The 25423-nt window shown below is 50.3% G+C and carries 23 protein-coding genes; 5 read left to right on the top strand and 18 right to left on the bottom strand.

Features of this window, described 5'->3' with window-relative positions; translation table 11 throughout:
- Positions 1-6: 6 nt before the first annotated feature.
- The gene (gdhA, locus tag RDM26_RS01685) at positions 7-1344 is read left to right on the top strand and encodes an NADP-specific glutamate dehydrogenase (RefSeq protein ID WP_307737333.1); all 1338 of its coding nucleotides are present in this window, start codon (positions 7-9) and stop codon (positions 1342-1344) included.
- Between the two features lie 27 nt (positions 1345-1371).
- Here the strand turns inward: gdhA and RDM26_RS01680 are convergent, their stop codons facing one another.
- Together RDM26_RS01680 and RDM26_RS01675 are read right to left on the bottom strand one after the other, a co-directional pair.
- Positions 1372-2103: a hypothetical protein gene (locus tag RDM26_RS01680; RefSeq protein ID WP_307737332.1), complete on the bottom strand. Its 732-nt coding sequence runs from the start codon at positions 2101-2103 to the stop codon at positions 1372-1374.
- Positions 2104-2114: 11 nt separating this feature from the next.
- Positions 2115-2936 (bottom strand): Nif3-like dinuclear metal center hexameric protein, encoded by an 822-nt coding sequence (locus RDM26_RS01675; RefSeq protein WP_307737331.1) that lies wholly within the window; start codon positions 2934-2936, stop codon positions 2115-2117.
- A gap of 193 nt (positions 2937-3129) precedes the next feature.
- Here RDM26_RS01675 and RDM26_RS01670 point away from each other — a divergent pair, with 193 nt between their 5' ends.
- The gene (locus RDM26_RS01670) at positions 3130-4614 is read left to right on the top strand and encodes a DUF1846 domain-containing protein (RefSeq protein WP_307737330.1); all 1485 of its coding nucleotides are present in this window, start codon (positions 3130-3132) and stop codon (positions 4612-4614) included.
- 19 nt (positions 4615-4633) lie between these two features.
- Here RDM26_RS01670 and RDM26_RS01665 read toward each other — a convergent pair whose 3' ends face one another.
- Together RDM26_RS01665 and pyrB are read right to left on the bottom strand one after the other, a co-directional pair.
- A complete protein-coding gene (locus RDM26_RS01665) occupies positions 4634-5545 on the bottom strand; it encodes an AEC family transporter (protein ID WP_307737329.1) in 912 nt (303 codons plus the stop codon).
- A 67-nt stretch (positions 5546-5612) separates the two neighbouring features.
- Entirely contained in the window at positions 5613-6653 is a 1041-nt protein-coding gene (gene pyrB, locus RDM26_RS01660) for an aspartate carbamoyltransferase (protein WP_307737328.1), read from the bottom strand.
- Positions 6654-6962: 309 nt separating this feature from the next.
- On the opposite strand from pyrB, the gene RDM26_RS01655 reads away from it, so the two are divergent.
- Positions 6963-7859 carry an EamA family transporter gene (locus tag RDM26_RS01655; RefSeq protein ID WP_307737327.1) on the top strand — a complete coding sequence of 299 codons (897 nt, stop codon included), beginning with the start codon at positions 6963-6965 and terminating at the stop codon, positions 7857-7859.
- Positions 7860-7927: 68 nt separating this feature from the next.
- On the opposite strand, the gene purF is transcribed toward RDM26_RS01655, so the two are convergent.
- The 7 genes from purF to RDM26_RS01620 form a co-directional block, all read right to left on the bottom strand.
- On the bottom strand, positions 7928-9379 hold the full coding sequence (gene purF / locus RDM26_RS01650) for an amidophosphoribosyltransferase (RefSeq protein ID WP_307737326.1): 1452 nt from the start codon (positions 9377-9379) through the stop codon (positions 7928-7930).
- 10 nt (positions 9380-9389) lie between these two features.
- On the bottom strand, positions 9390-10583 hold the full coding sequence (purD, locus tag RDM26_RS01645) for a phosphoribosylamine--glycine ligase (protein WP_307737325.1): 1194 nt from the start codon (positions 10581-10583) through the stop codon (positions 9390-9392).
- Positions 10583-11131: a formyltransferase family protein gene (locus tag RDM26_RS01640; RefSeq protein WP_307737324.1), complete on the bottom strand. Its 549-nt coding sequence runs from the start codon at positions 11129-11131 to the stop codon at positions 10583-10585. The genes purD and RDM26_RS01640 overlap by 1 nt, the downstream gene beginning before the upstream one ends.
- Positions 11119-12102 (bottom strand): phosphoribosylformylglycinamidine cyclo-ligase, encoded by a 984-nt coding sequence (gene purM, locus RDM26_RS01635; protein WP_307737323.1) that lies wholly within the window; start codon positions 12100-12102, stop codon positions 11119-11121. The genes RDM26_RS01640 and purM overlap by 13 nt, the downstream gene beginning before the upstream one ends.
- An 86-nt stretch (positions 12103-12188) precedes the next feature.
- Positions 12189-12899, bottom strand: coding sequence for a phosphoribosylaminoimidazolesuccinocarboxamide synthase (purC, locus tag RDM26_RS01630; RefSeq protein WP_307737322.1), 711 nt, complete (start codon positions 12897-12899; stop codon positions 12189-12191).
- A gap of 31 nt (positions 12900-12930) precedes the next feature.
- Positions 12931-13401, bottom strand: a complete 471-nt coding sequence (gene purE, locus RDM26_RS01625; protein ID WP_307737321.1) for a 5-(carboxyamino)imidazole ribonucleotide mutase — start codon at positions 13399-13401, stop codon at positions 12931-12933.
- The gene (locus tag RDM26_RS01620; RefSeq protein WP_307737320.1) at positions 13392-16838 is read right to left on the bottom strand and encodes a phosphoribosylformylglycinamidine synthase; all 3447 of its coding nucleotides are present in this window, start codon (positions 16836-16838) and stop codon (positions 13392-13394) included. Before RDM26_RS01620 ends, purE begins: the two co-directional genes overlap by 10 nt.
- A gap of 391 nt (positions 16839-17229) precedes the next feature.
- Here RDM26_RS01620 and RDM26_RS01615 point away from each other — a divergent pair, with 391 nt between their 5' ends.
- A complete protein-coding gene (locus RDM26_RS01615; protein ID WP_307737319.1) occupies positions 17230-17538 on the top strand; it encodes a thiamine-binding protein in 309 nt (102 codons plus the stop codon).
- A gap of 165 nt (positions 17539-17703) precedes the next feature.
- Here RDM26_RS01615 and RDM26_RS01610 read toward each other — a convergent pair whose 3' ends face one another.
- Positions 17704-18159, bottom strand: a complete 456-nt coding sequence (locus RDM26_RS01610; RefSeq protein ID WP_024058773.1) for a cupin domain-containing protein — start codon at positions 18157-18159, stop codon at positions 17704-17706.
- Positions 18160-18463: 304 nt separating this feature from the next.
- Between RDM26_RS01610 and RDM26_RS01605 the strand changes: the two genes are divergently transcribed.
- On the top strand, positions 18464-19549 hold the full coding sequence (locus RDM26_RS01605; protein WP_307737318.1) for a hypothetical protein: 1086 nt from the start codon (positions 18464-18466) through the stop codon (positions 19547-19549).
- A 264-nt stretch (positions 19550-19813) separates the two neighbouring features.
- On the opposite strand, the gene RDM26_RS01600 is transcribed toward RDM26_RS01605, so the two are convergent.
- From RDM26_RS01600 to RDM26_RS01575, 6 genes are all read right to left on the bottom strand, one after another.
- Positions 19814-20791 (bottom strand): hypothetical protein, encoded by a 978-nt coding sequence (locus RDM26_RS01600; RefSeq protein ID WP_307737317.1) that lies wholly within the window; start codon positions 20789-20791, stop codon positions 19814-19816.
- A 407-nt stretch (positions 20792-21198) separates the two neighbouring features.
- Positions 21199-21582: a type II toxin-antitoxin system death-on-curing family toxin gene (locus RDM26_RS01595; protein WP_307737316.1), complete on the bottom strand. Its 384-nt coding sequence runs from the start codon at positions 21580-21582 to the stop codon at positions 21199-21201.
- Positions 21579-21791, bottom strand: a complete 213-nt coding sequence (locus tag RDM26_RS01590; RefSeq protein WP_024058767.1) for a type II toxin-antitoxin system Phd/YefM family antitoxin — start codon at positions 21789-21791, stop codon at positions 21579-21581. Before RDM26_RS01590 ends, RDM26_RS01595 begins: the two co-directional genes overlap by 4 nt.
- Before the next feature lie 500 nt (positions 21792-22291).
- Positions 22292-23995 (bottom strand): UvrD-helicase domain-containing protein, encoded by a 1704-nt coding sequence (locus tag RDM26_RS01585; RefSeq protein WP_307737315.1) that lies wholly within the window; start codon positions 23993-23995, stop codon positions 22292-22294.
- A complete protein-coding gene (locus RDM26_RS01580; protein ID WP_307737314.1) occupies positions 23976-25160 on the bottom strand; it encodes an AAA family ATPase in 1185 nt (394 codons plus the stop codon). Before RDM26_RS01580 ends, RDM26_RS01585 begins: the two co-directional genes overlap by 20 nt.
- A gap of 32 nt (positions 25161-25192) precedes the next feature.
- Positions 25193-25423: hypothetical protein (locus RDM26_RS01575; protein WP_307737313.1), on the bottom strand; the 231-nt coding region annotated here is incomplete at its 5' end.

Genomic DNA, 25423 nt, shown 5'->3' with positions numbered 1-25423 from the left:
CGCTTGATGAGCAGTGTTGTGGAAAAGGTTTACGATGAGGTTCTCGATCGTAATCCTAATGAACCCGAATTTCACCAGGCAGTACGGGAGATTCTAGAATCCATTGGCCCCGCAGTAGAAAAGCATCCCGAGTTCGCTGAAACTAAACTTCTTGACCGACTGGTAGAGCCGGAACGCCAGATTCTTTTCCGGGTTCCCTGGGTGGACGATAATGGCGAAGTACAGGTTAATCGGGGGTATCGCATCGAGTTCAACTCCGCACTCGGCCCCTATAAAGGAGGCCTGCGCTTCCACCGGTCGGTGAACCGTTCTATTTTGAAATTCTTAGGTTTCGAACAAATCTTCAAAAATGCCCTGACCGGCCAGGGCATTGGTGGCGGCAAAGGCGGATCAGATTTTGATCCTCACGGACGCTCCGACACCGAGGTAATGCGCTTTTGCCAACAGTTTATGACTGAGCTTTATCGACACATTGGGGAATATACCGATATCCCCGCCGGTGATATCGGGGTTGGGGGTCGTGAAATTGGCTACTTATTCGGTATGTATAAGCGACTAACCAACCGTTTCGAAACCGGGGTGTTAACCGGTAAGTCTCTTTCTTGGGGAGGATCCCAAGCACGGACGGAAGCCACCGGTTACGGGACAGTGCTATTTGCTCAGAGAATGCTGCAGACTCGAGGACTGGATCTGGAAGGCCAAAGAGTCCTGATTTCTGGCGCCGGAAATGTAGCGATCTATGCGGCAGAAAAAGCGAAACAACTAGGTGCGAAAGTCGTGACTGTTTCCGATTCTTCTGGCTGGGTGCTAGACGAAGACGGGATTGATGTCCAGTTACTAAAACAGGTCAAAGAGGTAGAACGGGCGCGGCTAACCGAGTATGCCAAACGTAAACCGGGGGTTACCTATCACTCCGGATCTAAACCTTGGGCAGTTGGGGGAACCGTTGCGCTCCCCTGCGCAACCCAAAACGAGCTTACTTCGCAGGATGCGAAGCGTTTACTTGATGGCGGAGTAAAAGTAGTGGCTGAGGGCGCAAACATGCCTTGCACCCCTAACGCCACCAGTTTGTTCCAAGATTCCGGGGTTCTATTTGCCCCCGGTAAAGCGGCAAATGCGGGCGGGGTCGCCACTTCGGCCTTAGAAATGAGCCAAAACGCTTCCCGCGCCTCTTGGGACTTTGAGAAGGTGGAAAAAGAACTCACCAAGATCATGCACAACATTCACGACGAATGCGCACAAACCGCCGAAGAATATGGTCATGCCGGTGACTATGTAATGGGCGCTAATATCAATAGCTTCTTGAAGGTGGCTCACGGCATGATGGAGCAAGGCATCGTTTAAAACCCCAGTTGTATAACTAAATAGTGACTATTGCGGGCAGCGGATTAGCAGATAGCCTTCGTCCTCGGAGGTAATAACTTCTTCTGGTTTCGCTGCCCGCAAGTGCGCGATCTCCGCTACCGAAAAAGCCAGATCATATCCAACTGGTCTTCCGTCAACTACTTTCACTGCTCCTACTCCCCCGGTTTGCCCGCGTACCTGCTCGTAAAGAGATAGCAGCTGGGTGTCTAGGGGATCTGCCTTTTGTTCCCGCTCACTTTCTAGCTGCTGCAACTGGGCAGTGATTTGCGAGTTTTCTGCTCCAACTTCATCTTTTAATCGTGAAATCTCTTGGGCATATTCTTGTTTACGCCGGGCGATCTGCTGTTCGATATCCTCTAGCTGCTCCAGCTTGCCCATTACCGCGAGCATTTGATCCTCTAGATCACCGATTCGCTGCTGCATCTGCTGGATTTCTTCTTGCAAGCTCACCAGCTCTTTAGGAGTTCCCGCACCCGTATCTAAGCGTTCCTGTTGAGTTTGCAGGCGATTTTGGATGCCTGCCAGGTCATTTTCCAGGTTAGTTATTTCCCGCTGTTTATCGGTTTTATGAGCTGCCAGTTGGGTTTGTTTGTCGTCCAACTTACGGTCTTTTTCGCTCAGCTCCGCTAGCTGCGCTAATTGGGGCATTTTCTTGAGCCGAAAGCGTAACCTGGCAATCTTAGTGTCCAGCTCTTGCAAATCTAGTAAAGTTAGTTGGTCTTTCCAAGGCGCTTCCATTGCTTTCTCCTCTAATTCTCCGATAATTTCGGCGCTATCCGTGCTGCCCAGGGATCAGTGCAAATCTTTGAGACCTCCACCGTCAGTTCTCCACAAAAACTATGTTCTAGGTGACGGGCACAAGCAGGTACCCACGGCCATTCACTTGCCCAGTGAGTGGCACAAATAAGATAGGGTTTGCCCGCCTCTAAATGCTCGGAAGCCGGATGATGGCGCAAGTCAGCGCAAATATAGACATCTGCCCCTGCCTTGCGCGCATCCGCTAAGAAAGAATCACCGCTACCGCCGCTAACCGCGATAGTCTTCACCTTTGCCTCCAGGTCTCCTCCCACCAGGATTCCTGCAGGGCAATCCGGTAGAGCCTGCGCTACCTGTTGCGCAAAATCCTTCAGCGGCAACGCGGTGGGTAAATCTCCGATGCGCCCGGTGCCGGTGTGCTCACCAAGGGGAAGCAACGGGCGGGTATTATGCAATCCCACTGCTGCGGCTAGGCAATCTGCTACCCCACTTTCGGCGGAATCAGCGTTAGTGTGTGCGTTGAACAGCGCAATCCCGTTTTCGATTAACTGGTGAATCAGGATTCCCTTCGGATCCGTAGCTGCCACAAAAGAGGTTCCTCGCAAATAGAGGGGGTGGTGGGTAACAATAAGTTGTGCCCCGACCTCGATCGCTTGTTCCAGAACTTTGGCCACCGGATCTACCGCTACCAGGACTTTATCAATTTCAGAATCCGGATGCCCGGTAATCAATCCCACCCGATCCCATTCTTCAGCTAAATGGGGAGGATACAGCTCCTCTAGGCGTTCGACCAGGCGACTTAGCTTTACACTCACCATTCGATCCTAATAGACAAATGGGATACCGGGGGCAGAGCGCGCCCCATTACCTAGGAATAGCAATTTCTCCCCGGCGACGAGCACACTTAGGAAAACGGCTATTTACTGCCAGGTTTACCACCGGCGTCGCACCCACTATTATGGGTAAGGGCGCATGACCCCCGTAAAGTTGACAAACAGGAAGGGTCCAATGCGGATTGGTTTTGATTCTGAGCGTTATATTTCTTCGCAATCGCAACATATTGATGAACGTCGCCAGCAGATAGGCGGCAAACTATACCTGGAGATGGGGGGCAAACTTTTCGACGACTTCCATGCCTCTCGGGTGCTACCGGGATTCACCCCCGACAACAAAATTTCGATGTTGGAACGCCTACGCGACGAAATGGAAATCGTGGTCGCCATCAACGCGAAAGACCTCAACCGTCAAAAAATTCGCGCAGATTTAGGTATCCCCTATGAACAAGATGTTCTCCGCCTGGTAGACGTATTTCGCGAACGGGGCTTCCTGGTGGAAAACGTGGTTTTAACCCAGATGGAAGAAGATAACCACAACGCCAAGCTATTCAAAGAACGCCTAGAACGTTCCGGTCTTAAAGTTGCCCGGCACTATACGATTCCCGGTTATCCCTCCAATACTGAGCTGATCGTTTCGGAGGAGGGTTTCGGGCGCAATGAATATGTGGAAACTAGCCGTGATTTGGTGGTAGTAACCGCTCCGGGACCGGGGTCTGGAAAACTCGCTACTTGTCTGTCCCAGATTTACCACGAATATCAACGAGGTATTAAAGCTGGTTACGCCAAGTTTGAAACTTTTCCCATTTGGAATCTCCCCCTCGACCATCCGGTGAATCTCGCCTATGAGGCCGCCACCGCTGACCTGGACGATGTCAATATGATCGATCCTTTCCATCTGCAGGCTTACGACAAACAGGCGGTTAACTATAACCGGGATGTGGAAGTTTTCCCTCTGCTGCGCTCCCTGCTGCAGCAACTAGCGGGTTCATGCCCCTACCAGTCACCCACCGATATGGGTGTTAATATGGCGGGCTTTTGTATTAGCGATGATCTTGTTTGCCAGGAAGCTGCCAAACAAGAGGTAGTGCGCCGCTATTATCACGCCTTGGGTAACGAGGCAGCCACTCATGCCGATCCCATCGAGTCACACCGGATTGCCATGACAATGGCAAAACTAGGAATCACAAAAGAGTACCGTTACGTAGTCCGGCCGGCTTTAAATCTGGAGGCCGAAACCGGAGCTCCGGCGGCAGCGATGCAATTGAGCGATGGGCGGATTATTACCGGTAAGACTTCTCCCCTGTTAGGTTGCTGCTCTGCCATGCTACTTAACGCCTTGAAAATGTTGGCCGGCATTGACGAAGAGGTGCAGCTGCTGGCGCCCTCTTCTATTAAACCGATCCAAACTTTGAAGGTTGACCATTTGGGTGCCCGTAACCCCCGTTTGCATACTGACGAAGTTTTAATTGCGTTGTCCGTTTCAGCAGATACTGATGACAATGCGCGCAAGGCTTTAGAAGAACTCGCTCATTTACGAGATTGCGAAGTACATACCACCACGATTTTAGGTTCGGTTGATACCCAGATTTTCCGGAATTTGGGATTACAGGTAACTTCCGAGCCGGTATATGCCCGCAAGACCCTATTTAAGAAATAGGGCGACTACCGTCAGGCTTTTAGGTTAAAAGCGCCGCTATGGTCACTACCGCCGGAACAAAAAGGGCGGTAGTGACCATAATGCCTCCCTGGGCAACCTGCTGACCGGCTTTGGCTCGAGTAGCCGCTACAAAACAGTTTTGCGCCGAGGGCATCGCCGCCATTACGGTGACTGCTAGCAGCGCGTGACCGCTCAAACCTAGCAATGTACCTGCTCCCCAAGCGAGCAAGGGATGCAGCGCCTCTTTACAGACAGCAACCAGACTCACGGTTTTCCAGCTAAGTTCTTTCGGACGCATATCTTTTAGGGAGGCTCCGAAAGCCAGCAGCACCATCGCCGGTGCCGCCGACCCTAACAGGTCAGCTAGCGAAGACACTAGGCGAGGTACCGGCAGCTGCGCGGCATTAATCGCTAACGCTAGCAGTACCGCAATCACCATCGGGTTGGTGAAAACCATTTTCGTTGCCAAACCGATCGAAAGTTTTTGTTTGTTGGCTGCCAGGTCGATCATGACAAAAGAAAACGGGGTTAAGAAGCAGAGTTGGAAAATAATTACCGGTGCCACCGCAGAAGTGTTTCCCAGGACGTAGGCGGCAACTGGAATCCCGATATGGGCAGCATTAGTTACCGAAGAACTCATAGTCGCCACGGCACGTTCAACTCTTTGCATTCGGAAAATCACCGCCACAACCGCAAAGACTAAGGCGACTGCACACCCAGACATAGCTGCCACCGCTAGGGGTTTTCCAATAGCTCGCGCTAATGGTGAGGTAGAGACCGTGTGAAAAATCAGCGCGGGAGTAGCCACCCAGTACACAATTTGAGCTAAGGCATCAATAACCTCGCGGCTCATAATACGGCGGATTCGCAGCAGCCATCCGATGGCTACTACCGCGCAGATTGCCGCCAAACCTTGGATTATTCCCGCCATATTTTTAGGTTACGCGGGTAAGAAACCGGAAGTTAAACTCCGATTGGTATCTGAGAAAATCTCCCGCTTAACCTTCGGGGCTAACTTTCCAGATCTTGTGTTTGGTTTTGGCTTGCACCAACTCTTTCCCGACCCCCATAGTGGTCAAGAACATTGCCATGCGTACCAGCACCCCATTATCGGTTTGCTTAAAAATGGAGAGACCCGGTAGATCATCTACATCAGTCGAGAGGTCAAGAGCGTTGGGGCGGGAATCTCGCGGCAACGGGTGACAGATAACGATGTCATGGGCTCCCGCCTCCTCTAACATCGGCTTATCTAGCAGGCACCCTTGTAATTCTTTCGACTTAGCCAGTTCCTCGGTCATCCGTTCGCGCTGCACCCGGGTGGCGTAAACCGTATCTGCGCCCTCCAAAGCCTCAATCTGGTTATTGCAATCGATTACTTGCCCGCCTCGTGAAATCGCATACTCGGCGATTTCTCGGGGCAGCTCCAGTGAAGGCGGAGAAAACAACCGGAAAGTTACTCCCTCATACAGGCTCATAAGTTTCATGAGGGAATGGACGGTGCGTCCATATTTCAGATCCCCCATAATCGCGATGGTGCATCCGTCGAGAGATTTGCCGCGTTTGCCCAGTTCTTTGCGCATTGTGAACACATCCAGGAGAGCTTGAGAGGGGTGTTCGCCAGAGCCATCGCCAGCGTTGAGCACTGGCACCACCGAATGACGGGCAAACTCCGCTACTGAACCGGCGTCGGGGTGGCGCACCACTAACACATCGGTGAATCCGGAAACCACCCGGGAAGTATCGGCTATGGATTCTCCCTTCGCCATGGAAGAGAAAGTGAAACCGGTAGTAGTTTCTACTTCCCCACCCAACCGCAAGAAGGCAGATTCAAAGGATAGCCGGGTACGAGTCGAGGGCTCGAAGAATAGGGAACACAAGACGGCACCATCTAGAACCGTACAGATTTGTTTTCGCTGAGCGACAGGACGCAAGAACTCGGCAAGATCAAAGAGTTCCCCCAGGTTTTCGCGATCAAATTGACCAACCGAAATCAGATGTTGCCCTACCCCAAAACGCGGGAAATCATAATCTTCCGACATGTTTTCGCCCTTTCCAATTGAGTGTTTTTGATAAAAAAATACCCCGCCGCAGCGGGGTGAAATTGGAAATAGAAACCTCAGGCAGTTGCCGCGACCGTCTGGTTCCCATCACGCTCCTAACGTTTTCCTGAAGGAAGAATAGCACATCGTTACCTCCCCTAATACCTCTAACCCTGCCAGGGGCAGCTTTTGTGTCCTCTTTCTCCCTGGTTTTTCTCGCAAGGTGCTAGAGCACACATCCTCGTAAATGGCTTTGCACCCGCTTAGCCTCCTAGAATCGAATGACGGTGAAAAGCAAAGGGGGATGATTTGAAGGGACTCAACCGCTACTATCTGCAGTCTCTAGCCGTTTTAGCGCTGATACTAACCACTGCTTTTTGGGGTTCTACTTTTTTTCTAATCAAAGACCTGTTGACTAGTATGACCACCCTATCTTTTCTAGGGGTTAGGTTCGTGATCGCGGGCGCGCTTTCGGCAGTGATATTTTTTCCTCGCTTAAAAAAGGCGAGCAAAAAAGTTTGGCAACACGCTTTTGCTTTAGGTGCGGTATATTCCGCGGCGCAAGTCCTACAAACTAAAGGTTTAGAGAGTGCCGATGCTTCGGTGGTAGGTTTCATTACCGGACTTTATGTAGTGATCACTCCCCTGCTAGTGTGGTTGCTTTTCAAAGAAAAAATTAAGCCAGTGAACCTAGCGGCTGCCCTGGTGGCGACGGCAGGGTTAATGGTTTTGAGTCTTGATGGATTCTCCATTGGCTTCGGGGAACTATTAACTCTGGCGGGAGCAGCTCTTTTTGCTCTCCACATCGTACTCACTGCTCGTTGGGCCGCCGAAGACGACCCCATAACTTTAGCGGCGATCCAATTAATCGCCATTGGAGTCTTCTGTTTTCTAGCGGCTCTACCCTTCGGACTGCAATTACCTCAGGACGCGGGGCAGTGGACAGTGTTGCTTTACACGGTGGTGTTCGCAGCCATTGGAGCCTTAATTATGCAGACCTGGGCGCAGAAACACCTACGTCCTACTAAGGCAGCAGTAGTAATGACTATGGAACCGGTGTTCGCTGCCGCCTTTGCGGTCCTTTTCGGGGGCGAGGACGTAACCTCGCGAATGGTCGTCGGGGGCGCTTTAGTAGTTGTCGCTATGCTTGCCACCGAGCTTATCCCCGCCTATCGTGCTCGCGATAAAATCCGTACCGCCAAATAAGCAGCACCAACAAAGACTGCCGGAACTGTTTATATAGCTGGGCAGCTATGCAGAGGATCGATAGAATTCTAGGCAGAGAAACTCTTTTGAATCTCCGTTCTAGTTTCTAAATACTCTTGCTCGTAACTGCCCAGACCCGCCGGGTAGTGACCGGCGAAAGAATCCATACAGAGGCCTGCGTATTTACCGGGCAGATCCAGACCCACGGAGGCCACCAGTCCCGGTATCGACAGGTACCCTAAGGAATCTGCCCCTAAATGTTCTCGTAGTTCTTCCACATTCATATGGGCGCTGATCAATTCTGCTGAGTTGGAAACATCAATCCCATAGAAACTGGGGAAAATAAACTCGGGGGAAGCGATTCGCACATGTACCTGGCGGGCGCCGGCATCTTTCAGCAGCCTGACGATCCGCCGAGAAGTTGTACCGCGCACAATCGAGTCATCTACCATCACCACCGATTTACCTTCCACGATACCTTTTACCGCAGATAGCTTCATCAGTACCCCTTTTTCCCGCAGGGACTGTTTCGGTTGAATAAAGGTACGCGTCACGTATTGGTTCTTCACTAACCCCATTTCATAGGGCAGGTGGGCAGCTTCTGCATAGCCCGACGCTGCCGACAGGGAGGAGTTAGGAACCCCAATAACAATGTCAGCGCCGGGAGTAGGTTGTTCATGCGCTAAAGTCATCCCGCACTGTTTACGCACCGCATGGACATTTTTCCCCAAAATATTGGAGTCCGGCCGAGCGAAATAAATATACTCCATGGCGGCTACGCAGGTATCTGTCGGCGGGCAGTAGCGTTCAATCTTTAGTCCGTCCTCATTAATAATCGCGATTTCTCCGCCCCGCAGATCTCGATAAAACTCAGCCCCGATCAAGTCCAAGGCACAGCTTTCACTGGATATTACCCAACCGCCGCGGGTCTTAGTCTTTCCGATCACCAGTGGTCGCAGACAGTGAGGATCCACTATCCCGTACATGGTGTCATCGGTCATGATCAGGTAGCTGAATCCTCCTCGCAGTCGCTGCAAGGCTGCACAGAGCCGTTCGTAAAAGCTGCCTTGTTCACGCATAATCAAGTGCATTAGCACTTCTGAATCCGAGTTGGAGTTAAATAGCGAACCTTGACGTTCTAACTCAACTTTTAGATCCGGGGAGTTCACTAGGTTGCCATTATGGGCTAAGGCAATATTCCCGTTATGCATATGAAATACGAAGGGTTGCAGATTGCAGCTCCAGTTATTACCGGAAGTCGAGTAACGCACGTGTCCGATGCCGCGCGATCCCTTTAGCTTAGCGAGACGTATGGGGTCATCAAAAACCTCACTAACCAGCCCTTTCGCTTTTTTAACTCGAATGGTGTCTCCATCGGAGACCGCAATGCCCGCGCCTTCTTGCCCGCGATGCTGCAGAGCATGCAGGCCGTAGTAGATCAGGCTAGAGGCATCTGGGGAGCCGTAGATCCCAAAAACTCCGCACTCTTCTCCCAGGTTATTAACGATTTGCGCGTTCATGTTTCCCTCCCTAGATAACATCCGCACCGATATCTTTCCGGTAGGTTTTGCCTTCAAAATCTACTTTCTGGGCATTTTCGTAAACCACCTTGCGGGCAGCTTCTATAGTGTCCGCCCGAGCCACCAGATTCAATACCCGCCCCCCATTGGTATAGGCTTTCCCATTTTCGTGGCGCACTCCCGCTTCCAGGTAATCCACGCCCTCTAGGCCACTAATCTCTTTACCTTTTTCATAGCTACCCGGGTAGCCTCCAGAAGCGAGCACCAGGCAAATAGTTTTCTGGTCGCGGATTTTTATGTCCCCAGGCTCCAGGCGACGTTCCATACAGGCCACCAGTAGCTGATAAAAATCGCCCTCAATTAGGGGAAGCACCACTTGCGTTTCCGGATCCCCAAACCGCATATTGTATTCCAACAGATAGGTGCCGTTATCGGTGAGCATTAGTCCAAAGAAAATACATCCGGCGAACTCGAGGCCTTCAGCTTGAATCCCTTTTAAGGTCGGCTCCAAGATATCACGTTCAAACTGCGCTTGCCGCTGAGCGGTATAGAAGGGATTGGGGGCAAAAGTACCCATTCCACCGGTATTAGGGCCAGTCTCGCCCTCCCCTATTTTCTTATGATCCTTGGCGGATACCAGCGGAAAAATCCCTTGTTCATTAGCAAAGCTAAGGATCGAGGCCTCTTTCCCTACTAGGAATTCTTCTAGCACAACTTCCGCTCCGGCCTTACCGAAGCGCTGTTCCACCATGATTTGAGAGATAGCGTTTCGTGCTTCTTCGGCAGTCTGGCAGATAATCACGCCTTTACCAGCGGCTAGCCCGGAAGCTTTAACTACTACCGGCAAATCGAAGTCGGCCAGTCCCGCGATTGCATCCTGAGGATCGGTAAAGGTCTCGTAGCGAGCTGTCTTCACCCCGTACTTGCGCATAAAATCTTTCGCATAGGCTTTAGAGCCCTCTAAGCGGGCTGCGGCTTTGCCCGGACCAAATAGTTTCAAGCCGGCCTGGCTAAACAGATCTCCAATCCCGGCAACTAGCAGATCTTCACTGCCCACAATGGTCAGATCGGCGTGGAAATCACGCGCGATTTGCAAGATTTCTTGCATATTAGAGGACGTGGTTTGGGCAATTTCGTGGGCTCCCAGGGCGCGCTTAATAGCGTTTTCTCGTCCCCCGTTCCCTACTATCAGAATCTTCGCCATCAGTATTTTCTCTTTTCTTTCGGGCAGTATTTATCCCAGTTTTTCACTATTTCCACTAGCAACTGGTGTTCTTGGCTAATCACTCGCTCCTGCAGGGATTTAGGGGTATCGTCTGGAAGTACCGGTACTTTCCGCTGACCTAAGACACGTCCCCCGTCTACCTGGTCCGTAACCAGGTGCACGCTGCAGCCAGATTCTTTTTCTTTTGCCTCCAAAACGGCCTGATGCACGTGTAGACCAAACATTCCTTTACCGCCATAACGAGGCAAAAGGGCAGGATGGGTATTAATAATCTTGCCAGCGAAGGCCGCGACAAATTGGGGAGGAAGTATCTTGAGGTAACCTGCTAACACTATTAGTTCCACCTGGGGATCAACGTCTTTCGGACTGACCGCGCTGGTTATCAAGGTGGGAATGCCGGCTCGCTCGGCTCTTTTTGCTGCCTGACATTCTCGGTTACAGATTACCTGGCGAATATCACATCCAGCGTCAATGAGTGCTTGTAGATTTGTACCTGCCCCAGAGCAAAAAACACTTATCGCAGGCATATTTTATTGCCTTGCCCATCGGGAAGCTGTGTTTGCGACTGGATTTGCCCGATTTGATAGGCCTCGGGCAGCGACGCGGTTACTTTCGGTAATTCTTCTGGGGGAATCACCAGAGTGAAGCCCACCCCCATATTGAAAGTTCCCCACATTTCACTTTCAGGTACTGCCGCGAATTCTTCGCGTTTAAAGATGGCGGGAATACGAACTTTTTCTTTTTCAATCCGTGCACAAAGACCCTCAGGAATAATCCGCGGTACGTTTTCCTCTAACCCTCCTCCGGTAATATTCGCCAGACCGTGGATCTCGATTTTTTGCTCCAGCAATGAGAGGATTTCGGGAACATAAATTTTAGTCGGAGTCAGCAATTCCGCGGGGAAAGGATCCTTAAAGAGCGCCCGTACCAGCGAGAATCCGTTGGAATGTAGCCCAGAGGAAGGAAGGGCTACCACTACATCGCCCTCTTTAATCGCCGAGCCATCGATAATATCGGCCTTCTCTACCACTCCAACGGTAAAACCGGCCATATCGTATTCGCCGCTTTGATAAAACCCGGGCATCTCTGCAGTTTCGCCCCCGATTAGCGCCGCACCCGCCTGCTTACACCCGGCGACCACTCCGGACACGAGTTGGGAAGAAACCTCGGCATCTAGCTCGGAACAAGCCAGATAATCGAGGAAAAACAGTGGCCGGGCTCCATGGCAGAGCACATCGTTGACGCACATGGCCACCAGGTCGATGCCTACGGTGTCGTATTTTTTTAAGGCGAAGGCAATTTTCAGTTTCGTGCCCACGCCATCGGTACCGGAGACTAGGACGGGTTCCTGGTATTTACCGAGTTCATACAGGGCAGCAAATGATCCTAGCGAACCCAATACCTGTTCATTTTGGGTGGAGGCGACCATTTGCTTTAACCGGCGTACATGCTCGTATCCTGCTTCTTTATCAACACCGGCATCTTTATAGCTGACCATATTCTGTCTTTTCCCTTGCCCTAAGTAGCGGTCTGTCTCCTGGGGGTGGAAGTATTACCTCCACCCCCAGGGATCTGCTCTAAAATCTATTTCTTGGTAATACGGTGCAGGATTTCTTTATAGGCTTCTTCGATCCCGCCCATATCCCGGCGGAAACGATCCTTATCTAGTTTCTTCTTGGTTTCCGCATCCCACAGGCGGCAAGTATCGGGGGTGATTTCGTCGGCTAGCATCAGATTCCCGTCCTGGTCGCGACCGAATTCGATCTTGAAGTCCACCAGGAGGATACCTTCCTTCTTAAACGCATCAGAAAGAATCTGGTTAATCTTAGCGGTTACCTCCAGGATTTCTGCCACCTCTTCTTCAGTGGCCGCCCCAATGGCCACCGCGTGATCGGAGTTGATCAGAGGATCGCCCAAGTCGTCATCCTTATAGGAGAACTCTTGAATCATTTTCTTCGGCATGGTGCCTTCTTCTAGCCCCAGGCGTTTAGCCATAGAACCGGCAATAATATTGCGAGTGATGACCTCTAGCGGCACGATATCTAACTTCCAGCACAGCTGCTCGCGATCATTCAGTTTCTCAATGAAATGAGTTTTTACTCCCTGTGAGGCTAGCATTTCAAACAGGTAGCTGGTGAGCTCATTGTTGATAATGCCTTTATCAGCAATGGTGCCTTTCTTTTCGCCGTTACCGGCAGTGGCATCATCCTTGTAATAAACAATTACCTTATCAGGATCATCAGTGGCATAGATTTTCTTGGCTTTGCCCTCGTACAGGAATTCTTTCTTTTCCATGATTTGCCTTCTTTTATCTAAAAATTTTCTCTTAAAAACTAACCGGGTCAGCAGTAAACTTTTGCTTCATGTTCGCGCGATACTCTTTTAGCCGCGCGGACACCTGCTCGTTGCTGGTTCCAATAATCTGGACAGCGGTCATGGCGGCATTATAGGAATTGTTGATTCCCACCGTAGAAACCGGGATTCCTTTCGGCATTTGCACGATTGAGTAGAGGGCGTCTTGACCGCCTAAGGCCGCATCTAAAGGTACCCCGATTACCGGGATCGTCACTTTAGAGGCAATTACCCCTGGTAGGTGTGCCGCTAGCCCTGCCCCGGCGATGATGGCTTTCGCCCCCGAATCCACGGCCTCTTTGAGAATTTTCTCTAAAAGTTCCGGTACCCGATGTGCCGAAGCGATATATGCTTTATATTCCAATCCGAACTCGTCTAAACATTTGGCCGCGCCCGCCATTTTTTCTTTATCGGAGGCGGAACCAAAAATGATTGCTACATCCATCGGAAATAATTAACCCCGTTTCTAAATAGGTTTTGTTCTATTTCGGGACAGTAGTTGAGGTATAAACCGCTACCGCTCCTTTCTGAATGACCCATCTTTCCTAGGATTTGTCCTTGATGAGCCAACAGCCCTTCGATTCCGAAGGAAGATCCATTGGGATTTTCCCCTAAATACTTAGTAGCTATCTGTCCCGAGGCTGAGTATTCGCGGTACTGCTCCGGGCTCATAACTACCCGTCCTTCGCCATGAGAAATCGGTAGGTGGTGGACTTCTCCCACATCAAAGGAACTGAGCCAGGGGGAAGCTACCGATGAAACAGCCGTATGGACGATTTTGGCGACGTGGTGACCGCTGTCGTTTGCGGCCAAGGTCGGTGAATCCGCATCTAAATCCCGGATCTGTCCATAGGGAAGCAATCCGGATTTAATTAACGCTTGGAAGCCATTGCAGATCCCCAGAATCAAGCCACCTTTGCGCAGAAGGGAGTGGACGGCTTCTTTAACCTGTTCTTGACGCAGCACCGAAACGATGAACTTTGCCGAGCCATCGGGTTCGTCGCCCACGGAAAAGCCCCCAGGCAGTGCCAAAATATCGGCTTGCTCGATTTGCTGGGCGTAGGAGGCGGCATCTCGATAAACCTCGGTTACCACCTGCGCCCCCTCCCGAGTAAAAGCTCTAGCCATATCGTATTCGCAGTTAGTACCGGGGAAGATCGGAATAAATACCTGTGGATTTTGTTTTCGATAGGGCGCATGATGCGGTTTAGTCAGGCAGGTTTCACTGGAACTAGAAATATCGTTAGGAAGCTGGCTACCAGCGGTCGGGAAAATATCTGCTAGAGGTTCTTCCCAAGCTTGTTGTAAAGCTGCCAGGTCTAAACGTTGCCCGTTAATGGCGCTATCTGACCAGCTACCGGTGTATCCCAAAAGCGGTAAGTCCAAATGCTGATCAGTTTCGAGCAGGAAACCCCCATAGCGGGAAGCAAATAGGTCTTCTTCAGTATTGATGCTGAACCCGATCCGGTTTCCAAAAGCCATCTTTGGCAATGCCTCTGCGATCCCTCCATACCCGAGGGCATATGCCGAGATGGGATTAATCGTTTGCAACTTATCGAGGGCAGTTTGGAAAGATTCCAGGTCTATTGCACCCAATTCATCTGTTTGCGCTGGTAACAGGTAGAGACGGTGATTACGAGCTTTGAATTCCGGGGTGCGCAGTTTATCCGCTTCCTGCATACCGATCGCGAAACTAACCAAAGTAGGTGGCACATTCATATCTTCGAAAGTGCCGGACATAGAATCCTTACCGCCAATGGAGGCTAGATGGAAGTGCCGCAGAACCCGGTTGGCTCCTAGCAGGGATTCCACCACTGTTCCCCACTTTTCAGGTTCCTCCCCCAGACGCGGGAAATATTCTTGGAAACTGAAATACAGGTCGCGGTAATCTACCCCGGCTGCGGCTAGGCGCGACATTGATTGCACTACTGAAACAATTGCACTGTGGTAGGGGCTGAGCTCAGCCAGCGAAGGTTCAAATCCGTAGGCCGCTACCGAGGCTACCTCGGATTGTTCGTTCTCCATTGATACCAGCTGCGCGCTCACCTGCGAGGGGGTGCGCTGGAATTTACCGCCATAGGGCAAGGTTAAAGTGGTGGCGCCAATAGAGGAATCAAAGATTTCGTTGAGTCCGCGCTGGGAACAAATATTTAAATCTGCCAGGTTATTTTCCAGTTTTTCCTGCAGGTTTGAACCGGAAACTTCCCGCTCAGGAGCGATTTGTCCACCCGAGGCTGCCTTAAATTTAGCTTGGGAACGTACTCCGTTGGTGTCCAGGAAGTCCCGGGAAATATCGACGATAGTTTCTCCCAAGTAATGCATCACCAGACGCCGCTCAGCAGTCACGGTGGCCACATGGGTTACTTCTACGTCTTCACTTTCGCAAGCGTCATAGAAAAACTGTAGGTCTGCAGGGTCTATGCACACTGCCATCCGCTCTTGAGATTCCGAAATAGCCAGTTCGGTACCATTTAGTCCCTGGTATTTGACCGGTACCCGGTCGAGTTCTATTTCCAAGCCGGGAGCCAGCTCTCCGATAGCGACGGAGACTCCTCCCGCTCCAAAGTCATTGCATTTCTTAATCCGCTTGGCGACCTCGCCGCGACGGAAGAGCCGCTGAATCTTGCGTTCAATAATCGGGTTACCTTTTTGCACCTCTGCCCCACAGGTTTGGGAGGAGTCCCGCGTGTGGGTTTTAGAGGATCCGGTAGCCCCCCCAATCCCGTCACGTCCGGTCCGTCCTCCGATCAAGAGGATGAGATCCCCGGGGGCAGGTTCTTCGCGAATAATGTTCTCTGCGGGTGCCGCTCCCACCACAAAGCCGAGTTCGAGGCGTTTTGCACGATAACCGGGGTGATAGATTTCCTTAACATAGTTAGTCGCCAGCCCAATCTGGTTACCGTAAGAGGAATATCCGGCCGCTGCTCGCTGGGTAATTTCTTTACTGGATAGTTTGCCTTCGATGGGGTCTGTTAGCCGGGGATCGGCGCTACCGGAAATACGCATTGCCTGGTAAACGAAGGTACGTCCCGATAGCGGGTCACGTATAGCCCCCCCAATACAAGTTGAAGCCCCACCGAAAGGTTCTATCTCGGTGGGGTGATTGTGGGTTTCGTTCTTGAACTGCAGGATATAACGTTCGCCGCCCACAGTTACATATACCGAGCAGGCGTTAATCTCGTTGGAGATTTCCTGGTTCTTTACCTTTTCCCGTTTGGCCGCCAAGGTGGCCAAATCCATCAAGGTAATCGGTTTTTCACTATTGCGTTCTGCCAGGTATTGATCCCATTCTTCCTGCAGACGATCCGCGTAAGGACCACTAAAGGCGGCATCGGTGAGCTCAGTTTCAAACGTGGTGTGGCGACAGTGATCTGACCAGTAGGTATCAATTACTTTAATCTCAGTTTCGGTAGGTAGACGCCCGATACTGTCGAAATAGCCTTTAATAAATAGCAAGTCTGCTTTGGTCATCGCCAAAGCAGCATTTTCATAGTATTCTTCAGTGATTTCAATGCTGGGAGGTAATTGTCGGTTCGGAACGTAGGTTTCGTTTTCCAGTACCGACATATCTTTAAGCCGCATCTCGATGGGGTTGAATTCAACCTTGCCGGTATGCCCGTATCCGCATTTTACGGTAGCTTCATATCCTTGCAGCTGTAGGCATTTTTCCGCGGCATCGGCACGCTGGTCGAATTGTCCCGGTAGGTATTCGAGGACGTAGTAGTCATCGATATCAATCGCGTCAAGCACCAGATCCTGGTTGATCTCAGCAAATATGGTGTACTTGGCTTTTTCCAGTGCAGCCGCGTCGAGACCAAAAATGTCATAGACATTGAACTGGGTAGTATCGTTCTTTTTCCTTACGAAAATCCGCTTATTCAAAGTCTTCCCTTATATGAAATAGCTGCCCGGTATGAAATTTTGTGCGCGGCATCGGGAAGTCGTCTGAATTCTCACCCACTACCCAACCGCATCCCCCTGACCTCTGGTAAAACCTGCTGCCCGGGGAGCCTGTTAGTTGCTTGCCCGGGAGTTCTTGAAACAAGCCCACAGGAACCAACTACCCTTTTAGCCTACCAGGGGCAGCGCCTGGCGTACTAATCAGCTGCTAGAAACCAGCAAGCAATTCGTCTCATCTTTTCGCGGTTTTCTTAGTGCCGAGGAAGAACTTGCGGTTTGCGAGATTGCTTTCACATAAACCAGAATCACGCTACAGGGTTGTGGAGTTGGATCCGCTAGTTCGTTTCGCAAGTAGAGGTACTAAAGTAAAAATATGTTAGTTGCATTTTCTATTACGCCTTCCGCCTCTGACTCTGAGGGCGGAGTTCATGACGCAGTTGCTGCCGCGGTAAAAGTTATTCGGGATTCGGGACTGCCTAACCGTACCGATTCCATGTTCACCACTATCGAAGGCGAGTGGGATGAATGTATGCAGGTAGTCAAGGACGCCTGTGAAGCGGTATCCCAGTACGCTCCGCGGGTATCTTTAGTGCTAAAAGCGGATATTCGTCCTGGCCGCAGCGGTGAAATGACCGCGAAACTAACCCGTCTAGATGCCGCGCTGGATCGGCTGCAGTCCTAGAGTAAGTATCTGAAAAATCTGGGTTAAAACCTAATATCTGTTAGTAAAAAATCTAGTGGCGCCGCCCCGATTTTGGGGCGGCGCCACTAGATTTTACGGGTAAGCACTCCCGCGGTAAGTAACCAAAGTGGGCTACCTACTGGAGTCATCTATTAGATAAATAAGCTATTTACCGAGCTGTACAGTCCATTCGGGAGGAACGTCTTTGCCGGATTCCTCGTCCTTTTCCGCCTGAGCGAAAGTCTCTTGTACGATTCCCTTCGCGTGGTGGGAAGGCGAATAAACTGCATAGACCTTCATCGGTTCATCACCGATGTTAATAATGTCGTGCCATTTGCCGGCCGGTACCATTACCGCCCAGCCGTCGCCGACCTCTTGCTCGAAGGTGAGGTTATCTTCTGCGTCCCCCATTACCACTTTGCCTTTGCCCGCATCCAGGCGCAGGAACTGATCATTGTCAGGGTGTACTTCCAGGCCAATAGATTCACCTACCGGTATAGACATTAGGGTTACCTGCAGATATTTCCCAGTCCAGGCGGTGGTACGGTAGTTGGTGTTTTCCTTAGTTTCGGTTTCCAAATCGAAGCTATAGGGCTCCGGTCCATTGTCATGAACTGCCATGAGTATTTTCCTTTCATTAGCCTTTCAGATTGTCCTCTTCCATGCTAGCTAGGGTGAGATCAGGTCGCAGCACTTCCCGGAGAATATCGCTACCAGCGTGGAAAGAACCTGCGTAAATATTTCGGCTACCAGCAGGGGGTCACTTCTTCGTTCAGCGGATTGAAAGACGGAAGATCGAAAGGTGCGGGAATGAAAGCATCTTTACGGCAATGCTGGTCACGTCCCTTTATCATTCTATTTTTACTGCTGAACAGGAGTCTTAGTTGTTAGTGTAGAAACATGCCAACGTTTACCCCTAAGGAAGATGGCTTCGGTTCAGCCTCGCGCACGCCCTCGGGCAGCTTCCCTTCCCCTCCCCCAGGCACTCCTTACCAGTCTTATCTGCAGGGTAATAACTACCCACCGGCTGACCAGTACCCCCAACCTGCCCAGTATCCGGAATAAAAAATACCACTTCAAAGAACAAATCTACAGTGATAAACACCTGGTAGTCGGGGCTAGCCCCACCGCCTCTAATGCTCGACAAATCGTGGCCTACAGTCCCCAAACCACGAAACTGCTGTGGGTACAGAATCTGCAAAAACCTGCCTCGGTAACCTGCAGTGGGAAAGCCGTTTACACCACCAGGGTAGTTGGGGATTCCTCAGGACAAGCTAGCCCGGATTCTGAAGCTAATACCCAGAGCGCAAATCCCCAAGACCCAGATGCCGTAGCAGAGGACGATTCCAATGAACTCGAGGTAATGGCACTTACCGGCAGCTCGAAGGCGCAAGATTCTCCTGAGAAAGAGCTAAGCCAAGCCGATATCCAGCCGAGTGAACCTGAGGTAGCAAAAGATGCCATTAAAAATATTGAATTCGCCAACGCCTTCCAGCCCTTTGTAAACTCTCCGGAATGCGCCGAAGCTAATTTTTGGCAGAATGCTGATGGAACTCCCGTTGTCAGGAAGATGCCGGCTGCCACCAGTGAATGCTGGGCAACCATGAAAAATGGAACCTCAGTTGAACAGTTCACTCCCGCGCCCATGAACCCTAAATCGCATATGGACGCGATCACGCTAGCAGATAAAGATATCGGTAAACTATTTGACCCGGCAAGTTTCCCAGCCGATCCGAATAAATCCTATGCAGTGGGATACGGGGATGTAAACGCAGACGGTTATTTAGATGCCCTGCTGGTAGTTGACGTATTCGAAGGAAATGGCTTCAACCTGGCAATTTTTGATCCTGCCGACCCCGAGCATCCCTATCTAACTGCAATTGGGCCGGCTCTAGAAAACGGAGCGGTGAAAATTGTAGGTCCCGGCAGGATTAATATTTACGGATCTGATCCGGTACTGGGTTCAGGTAGCCCCGACTTGATCGCAGAAAATGTCAATCAAAGGGTTTGAAATCAGCGACTATCACGATTCTTACTCTTCGCTATAGGTAGGCAGGGCTACCCTACCCTGGCAAAAATACGGAGTACCGCAGAATCGGCATTCGCAGCTCCGAACTTAGTAGCTGAGGCAATGCCAGGACTAAGGCGACTAATCTCGGGGCTAAGAGTAGCTTTTAGTGAAAAATCAGGGTTTCCGCCAATTTAATTCTGGCGGAAACCCCGATTTATTAATCCTTATCCGTTAGTGCCGTCCAAGGACGGCCCCGATAAGGCACTACTGATCGAACAGTCCCTTGAGATCTTCCAGCTGATCTACTTGCTGTTGCACCGTATCTTCTACCGCAGCTTTCGCGCTGGAGGTGACGGCATAAGTCCCGGTCGGAACCGCTAGTACCCCAATTACTAGGGAAACGCAAAGTGTCCAGATGATATAGAAAACGGTATGCCGCATCTCCGGGCTTTTATCTTGCGGATACAGTTCTTTTAAGCCTCCGAAAATCAATAGCTCCATAATCAAGAAGGCGGCCGATAGCAGTACTTGAAGGATCACTATCAATATCAGCGGCAAAACCGGAATCGGTAGCAGGGAAATCAAGAATATTAGCACCAATGCGAAAGACGGCATTACCAGCCCAGTCGCAACTATGGAAGCGACTTGAGTAAAGGTGATGCTACTTTGCTTAGTGCGCGCAGCAGCTAGTGCTAACGCCGCCCGCAGAATAACTGCCGCGAATGACACCAGGGTGAATACGAAGAAGCAAAGGAACCAATACCCGAAATATAAAATGCTATAGGCACCAAATCCCGAGCCACCGAATAATCCTCCGGAGAAGATATCGCCGCTGCGCGCTACCAGCACGGAGGCGCTGAGCCCCGCCAATAGGGAAAACAGCAGCATCACTACCCACCACCAGTGTTTCAACTGGGAGTTGGCTTTTACCCGAAGTTGCCCCTCAGATTTGTGCATAGCCACAAAGGTAGGCCAAATAGCTTTTAAGGCAAGCACAAAATCGTTAGGTGATTTTTGGGGTTGCGGATAACCGGGGAGGTTCGCGGCATATGGAGACTGCATCGCTGCCGGATTTACCGGCGGATAGCCTGCCTGGGGATACCCCACCATTTCTCCCTGAGGTGCTGAAGCTGACGGAGGAAGAGGCTGCGGCATCCCGGCTCCCCCTTGCGGCGGATAAGGCGGATACCCAGCAGGAGGCATCGGTTGCGGATAACCCCCTGACGGATACGGCGGATTCATCCCGCTTGGCGGAGCAGGCGGAAGCGGGGGGTTGTACCCCATTAGCGGGGGCTGATGGCTGTGAGGAGCCGGCTGCGGGAGAAAATGAGCTGTTTTCGGAACCAGAGCTTGCACTAGGAGCCAACCTAGTTTCATATCCGTCTGGTTGCTGAGCTTCTTCATCAGGTTGGAAATGGGGTGAGTTACTCAATATATTTCCTTTCGAATTGTTGCAATACGCAAATTCTAGCATCGTAAATTTTATTGAGCAGTGCCCCTGCCAGCATTCGTAACACTCTATCTGCCGTCAGATCCGAATGAGTGTTTCTCTACGATAGAGTTACTCCTTGATCACTATTTCATAGCACTGCCTATCGGCTACTTCTGAATCGAGCAGGCAGACGGGTGGCAGACAGCAACGAACTAGGTTACTGCAATGCACTTTCTACCCAAGACACGAGTTCATCATAGCCCGCGGAGCCATCCGCCACTTTCAGCATAGCTTGGAGAAATGACTCATGATTGGGCTTGAAATCTATACCGGAGATTCTGAGATAGGTACCTAGAAGTGCAGCACCAGTTCTTTTGTTTCCATCCAGAAACGGATGGTTGGAAATAATTCCGAACGCGTACCTGCATGCCTTTTCAACGGGGCTAGGATATAACTGTTGACCAGCAAACACTTGGAAGGGTTGTACAAGAGCGGACTCTAAGATTCCTTCGTCGCGAATCCCTCCGAGCCCCCCAAACTTAGCGATCACCGTATCATGAATAGCCAGGACTTCTTGCCGCGAGAACGCAAACTGATTCATTTAGCAAGTTCTTGAAATACGTCTGCGTACTCATCCATAAAATCGACTGCCACGTCAGAAACCTCTCTAACACCCTGCGCTGGTTGGATGACTACCCACGGCCGATTGTTCTTCATAATGGTAAGGGGTTTACCCGTCTTGTTTACCTCTGCGGTGACCCGAGAAAAATTATTCTTTGCTTCCGCGAGCCCCATCGTGAGTGCTGGCATCGACCTCCCCTTTCTACACCTACCAAAATTATGGTCAAAACTTTGGCCAGAGTCAACAGAGGCCTTCCCTCAGCGTCATATCCGCTACTGCTGGAGGAGCGTATTCAATATCCGATCTCGATTATCCTCCTCCCCCAAAATCATTACTTAGTTCATTTCTATGTATTCAGCACCATACCTGACCTATATTTACCAGCACATTCTAATCGCGAAAACCGTGTAGCCACCAAGCGGCCAGGAGCGACTACAAGCAGCACAGTAATTTTGGAAGACTATTTCGATGAGACTAAAGACTGGCACATATAACCTGAGAAACGTGGCTTAGCTGCACACAGCTCACTAAATGGATGGAAATAATGCCAACTGGATCGGGTACTCACTGACTCAAGATTGACACTTCGTGACTGAGCAATAACATACTGGATCTAGGTAATTAGCATCGAAGTGCCTACAGCTCAAGGTATTGAAGAATGCCTACTCGCAGCCTCACAAAGCTCAAGCTACATCGATGCTATTGCTGACCAGTCAGCTTTTCTGCGCCATACTTCGACACTCTCTTTGCCGCACAAAAATCCAGGTGTCTTTTTTAGGAACTTGATAAACCTTGAGGGTTTCTTTCTGTGACCACGCATTTCTTTTATGTAAGTACAAAAAACGCCGATTCGCGCGCGAGAAATCATTACAGAGAGCACCCGGGCTTCTTCATTCTTCGATTCCTGATTTTTTGCTCTATAATCAGGAATATTCCCTTCTTCCAAGCCAAGCACAAACACCCAGTCGAATTGTTGCCCTTTCCCAGCGTGCCCCGTGAGACAGTGAACGCCTCCTGTAGTCGCGATAGTCTCGTTTCCTCTTCGCGCAACAATTCTCTTTTCAATTTCATGTATTTCCGATAGATCGAAATTGCGTTCAAAAAATTGGTCAAGAAGCCATGCACACCCGTCTTCAAGTTCACTTGTTTGACTTACTTGCGAAATTTCTGCTTGCTGCTGAATATACGGTAGAACTTCAAAACTACTTGAACATGATTTAGCCTGTATGCCAGAACAAATATTTTTAAGAACTCTAGCTACTTCTGGGCTGAATATCCCGCTTCCCCAATCGGTATAGTTGACTCCGCTCTCCGTTAAGGTTGTCTTCACGGTCAATGCGCGGTACCCCGTCCTCGTGATGATGCCAATTCTGTGGTCTGGACAATGCTCCAAGATAGACTTTGACATGTCGACAATCCACTCAGCTTCAGAATTCTCGTTTTCAAAAGATGCTGAGCCAGCAACCCCACCCGATTTCCAGTCAGCGGGAAAGGCGGTACTGAGATGCCCACTCCCCGTCAGAGACGATAAGGAGTTGACAGTATTTAGAACCTCAGGAGCCGACCTAAATGACTTAAGTAGCTTTATCTGCGTACTAGAGGATTTGGCTATCTCCCGCTGTATAAAAGTGACGTCTCCTCCCGCAAAAGAATATATGCTTTGTGCCAGATCCCCAGCAAACGTGATGTTCTCACCACAAAGCGCCTGTACGAATCTCAGCTGTTGAGGTGTCAAATCCTGAAACTCGTCAACGAGTGCCGCGAAGAAGTGGTTTCTGTAAAGTGCAGTTACCCTAGGATCGCGTAACAACCACAGCGCGACTCTGATTTGGTCGTCATAGGAAATAATCTTTTCTTTCATTCGCTTTTTCTCGATGCTGAGTGCAATTTTGCCAGCCCGCCCAGGTAAACCTTCGAGCTTTTTCTTCACTTCCTCATCGGTCAAACACGTGAGCTTTGCATCACGTATTGCTAGTCTAGCCTGATTAACATCCTCTCGATTGTATCCAGGGGCGCGAAGCTCTCTACCTACCCAGTCTGAATTCGCCAAACTCCAATCGCTTCCAATACCTATAAGCTGACCATGCGCCCTAATGATTCGTGACGCTAAACCATGAAAGTTACAGACGGTGACATGTTCCCTTAGCGTTTTCACACCAATATATTTCTTAAGCCGTTCGTTAATGTTGTCTCGTGCCTGATTGGTGAAAGAGACTATCAGCAGTTTCCTGCCATTGCCTGAGAAATCATATCGCTCAAGGAGTCCTCTTGCCCTATAGGCAAGCGCCTCAGTTTTTCCGCATCCAGCTGGCGCAGTGATTACCATCCCAAAAGGCTCGTAATCGAAAATCTCCTGCTGCTCGGCAGTTACCTCATGCGACTTGGGCTGCATTTTGAAGCACCTTGACAACACTGGAAACCCGCTGTGCCGAGGTCTTATCCAGCAGCTTGCAGGCAACAATAGCACAGGAGATTTTCCTCTTCTTATGCCTACAAAACTCTGCAAGCTCATCTTCATTAGGTTTGACTGCTCCATCTGAGATAGCACAGTTCTTCAGTATGTTTGGCGTGAAAAGAGTCGATTTTCTCAATGCCTCCCACAGCGCATCTGCTCCGATTGCAGAAACATACTCGTCTTCGAGATCGGCTCTTGAGACGAATAGAGATACTGAAGTGAGATTCTTTTGCTCGTTGGCTGTCTCATTTTCAGCATCTTCATCAACCAGAATACTGATTTGCTTGCCAAACCCGTTGTCGCCAAAAATACCCATAACGGGTTTCATCTCATTGCAACTACCTGCCTCGAGAATTTCAATTCCATCTCTTTTCAAGTGATATCCGCTTAGCTCGGCAACACGCTCTACTACCATTCTGTCCGATTGCCCTTCTCCAGCGATAATATGCCTAGCCGTGAGTAGCTCGATTCGGTTGCTGATCCACCATCTGGCTAGCGTTTTTTGTTCGTCCCGCCCTTTGAGAAACCCAACTTTTGGCTGAGCGGGGGACATAGACTCTCGCATTACTGCAATGTTGTCCGGGCTAAACTCACTTGCAACAGCACCAGAATGCGTAGCAATTATTAGCTGCCTACCGGAAGACTGAAGCACCTCAATCAGATTTCGCTGCGCTGATGGATGAAGATGGGTCTCGGGTTCATCTATAGCGATTATTCCACTCGAATTTATTAATCCGAATATTGCAAACGAGATTAGAGCCTTCGTCCCATCCGACTGTTCGGTAACTTCTCGCATGGAGCCAAACTTATCCTTCATCTCCAATCGCACATCGCTCAAAAGGTTTCCCTCGATTGCTGCTCCAGGTACGAATCGGAGCTTACTATCATCCACTCCGCTTTCCAGTGCCTGATTTAGAGTGGAAGCCAGTGAGTTCAGTGCACCAGTGAAAGCAGTGGAATCATTAATGGCTCCGCTGAGTGCGTTTATAGCTGCTTCTAACTTATATTGATCACCCGAAGCATCGATTTCTTTAAGGTAATCATCTACTAGTGTCCTTCGCCCCGGGGCTAGCGACTTTGCCGAAAAGTCAGATGAAATCATAGTCCATCCAATACTCTTACGCTGCTCTGAGCCTACTGAAGTATTCGCTGCCCATACGGAAAGAAACGGCTGACAGTGAGATCTTCACCGTCGAGATTCGCTTCCAATCGAACCGTTAATGACTCGTCTTCAATGTCTACTTCGTCTGGAAAAAAGGAACGCTCGTTACTATTGAGGTTCGTAAGCCGTGTTCTTCTTGAAAAAAGGAGGTTTAAGCCCAAAACACCAGCGCTGCTGAAGCTTGCCTTAAGGTACTGAGTACT

Origin of the sequence: uncultured Varibaculum sp., from assembly GCF_902489465.1 — a bacterium.
In the GTDB taxonomy this organism is placed as follows: Bacteria; Actinomycetota; Actinomycetes; order Actinomycetales; family Actinomycetaceae; genus Varibaculum.
The sequence above is the reverse complement of the archived record's forward strand: the minus strand, read 5'-3'. Positions and strand labels throughout refer to the sequence as shown.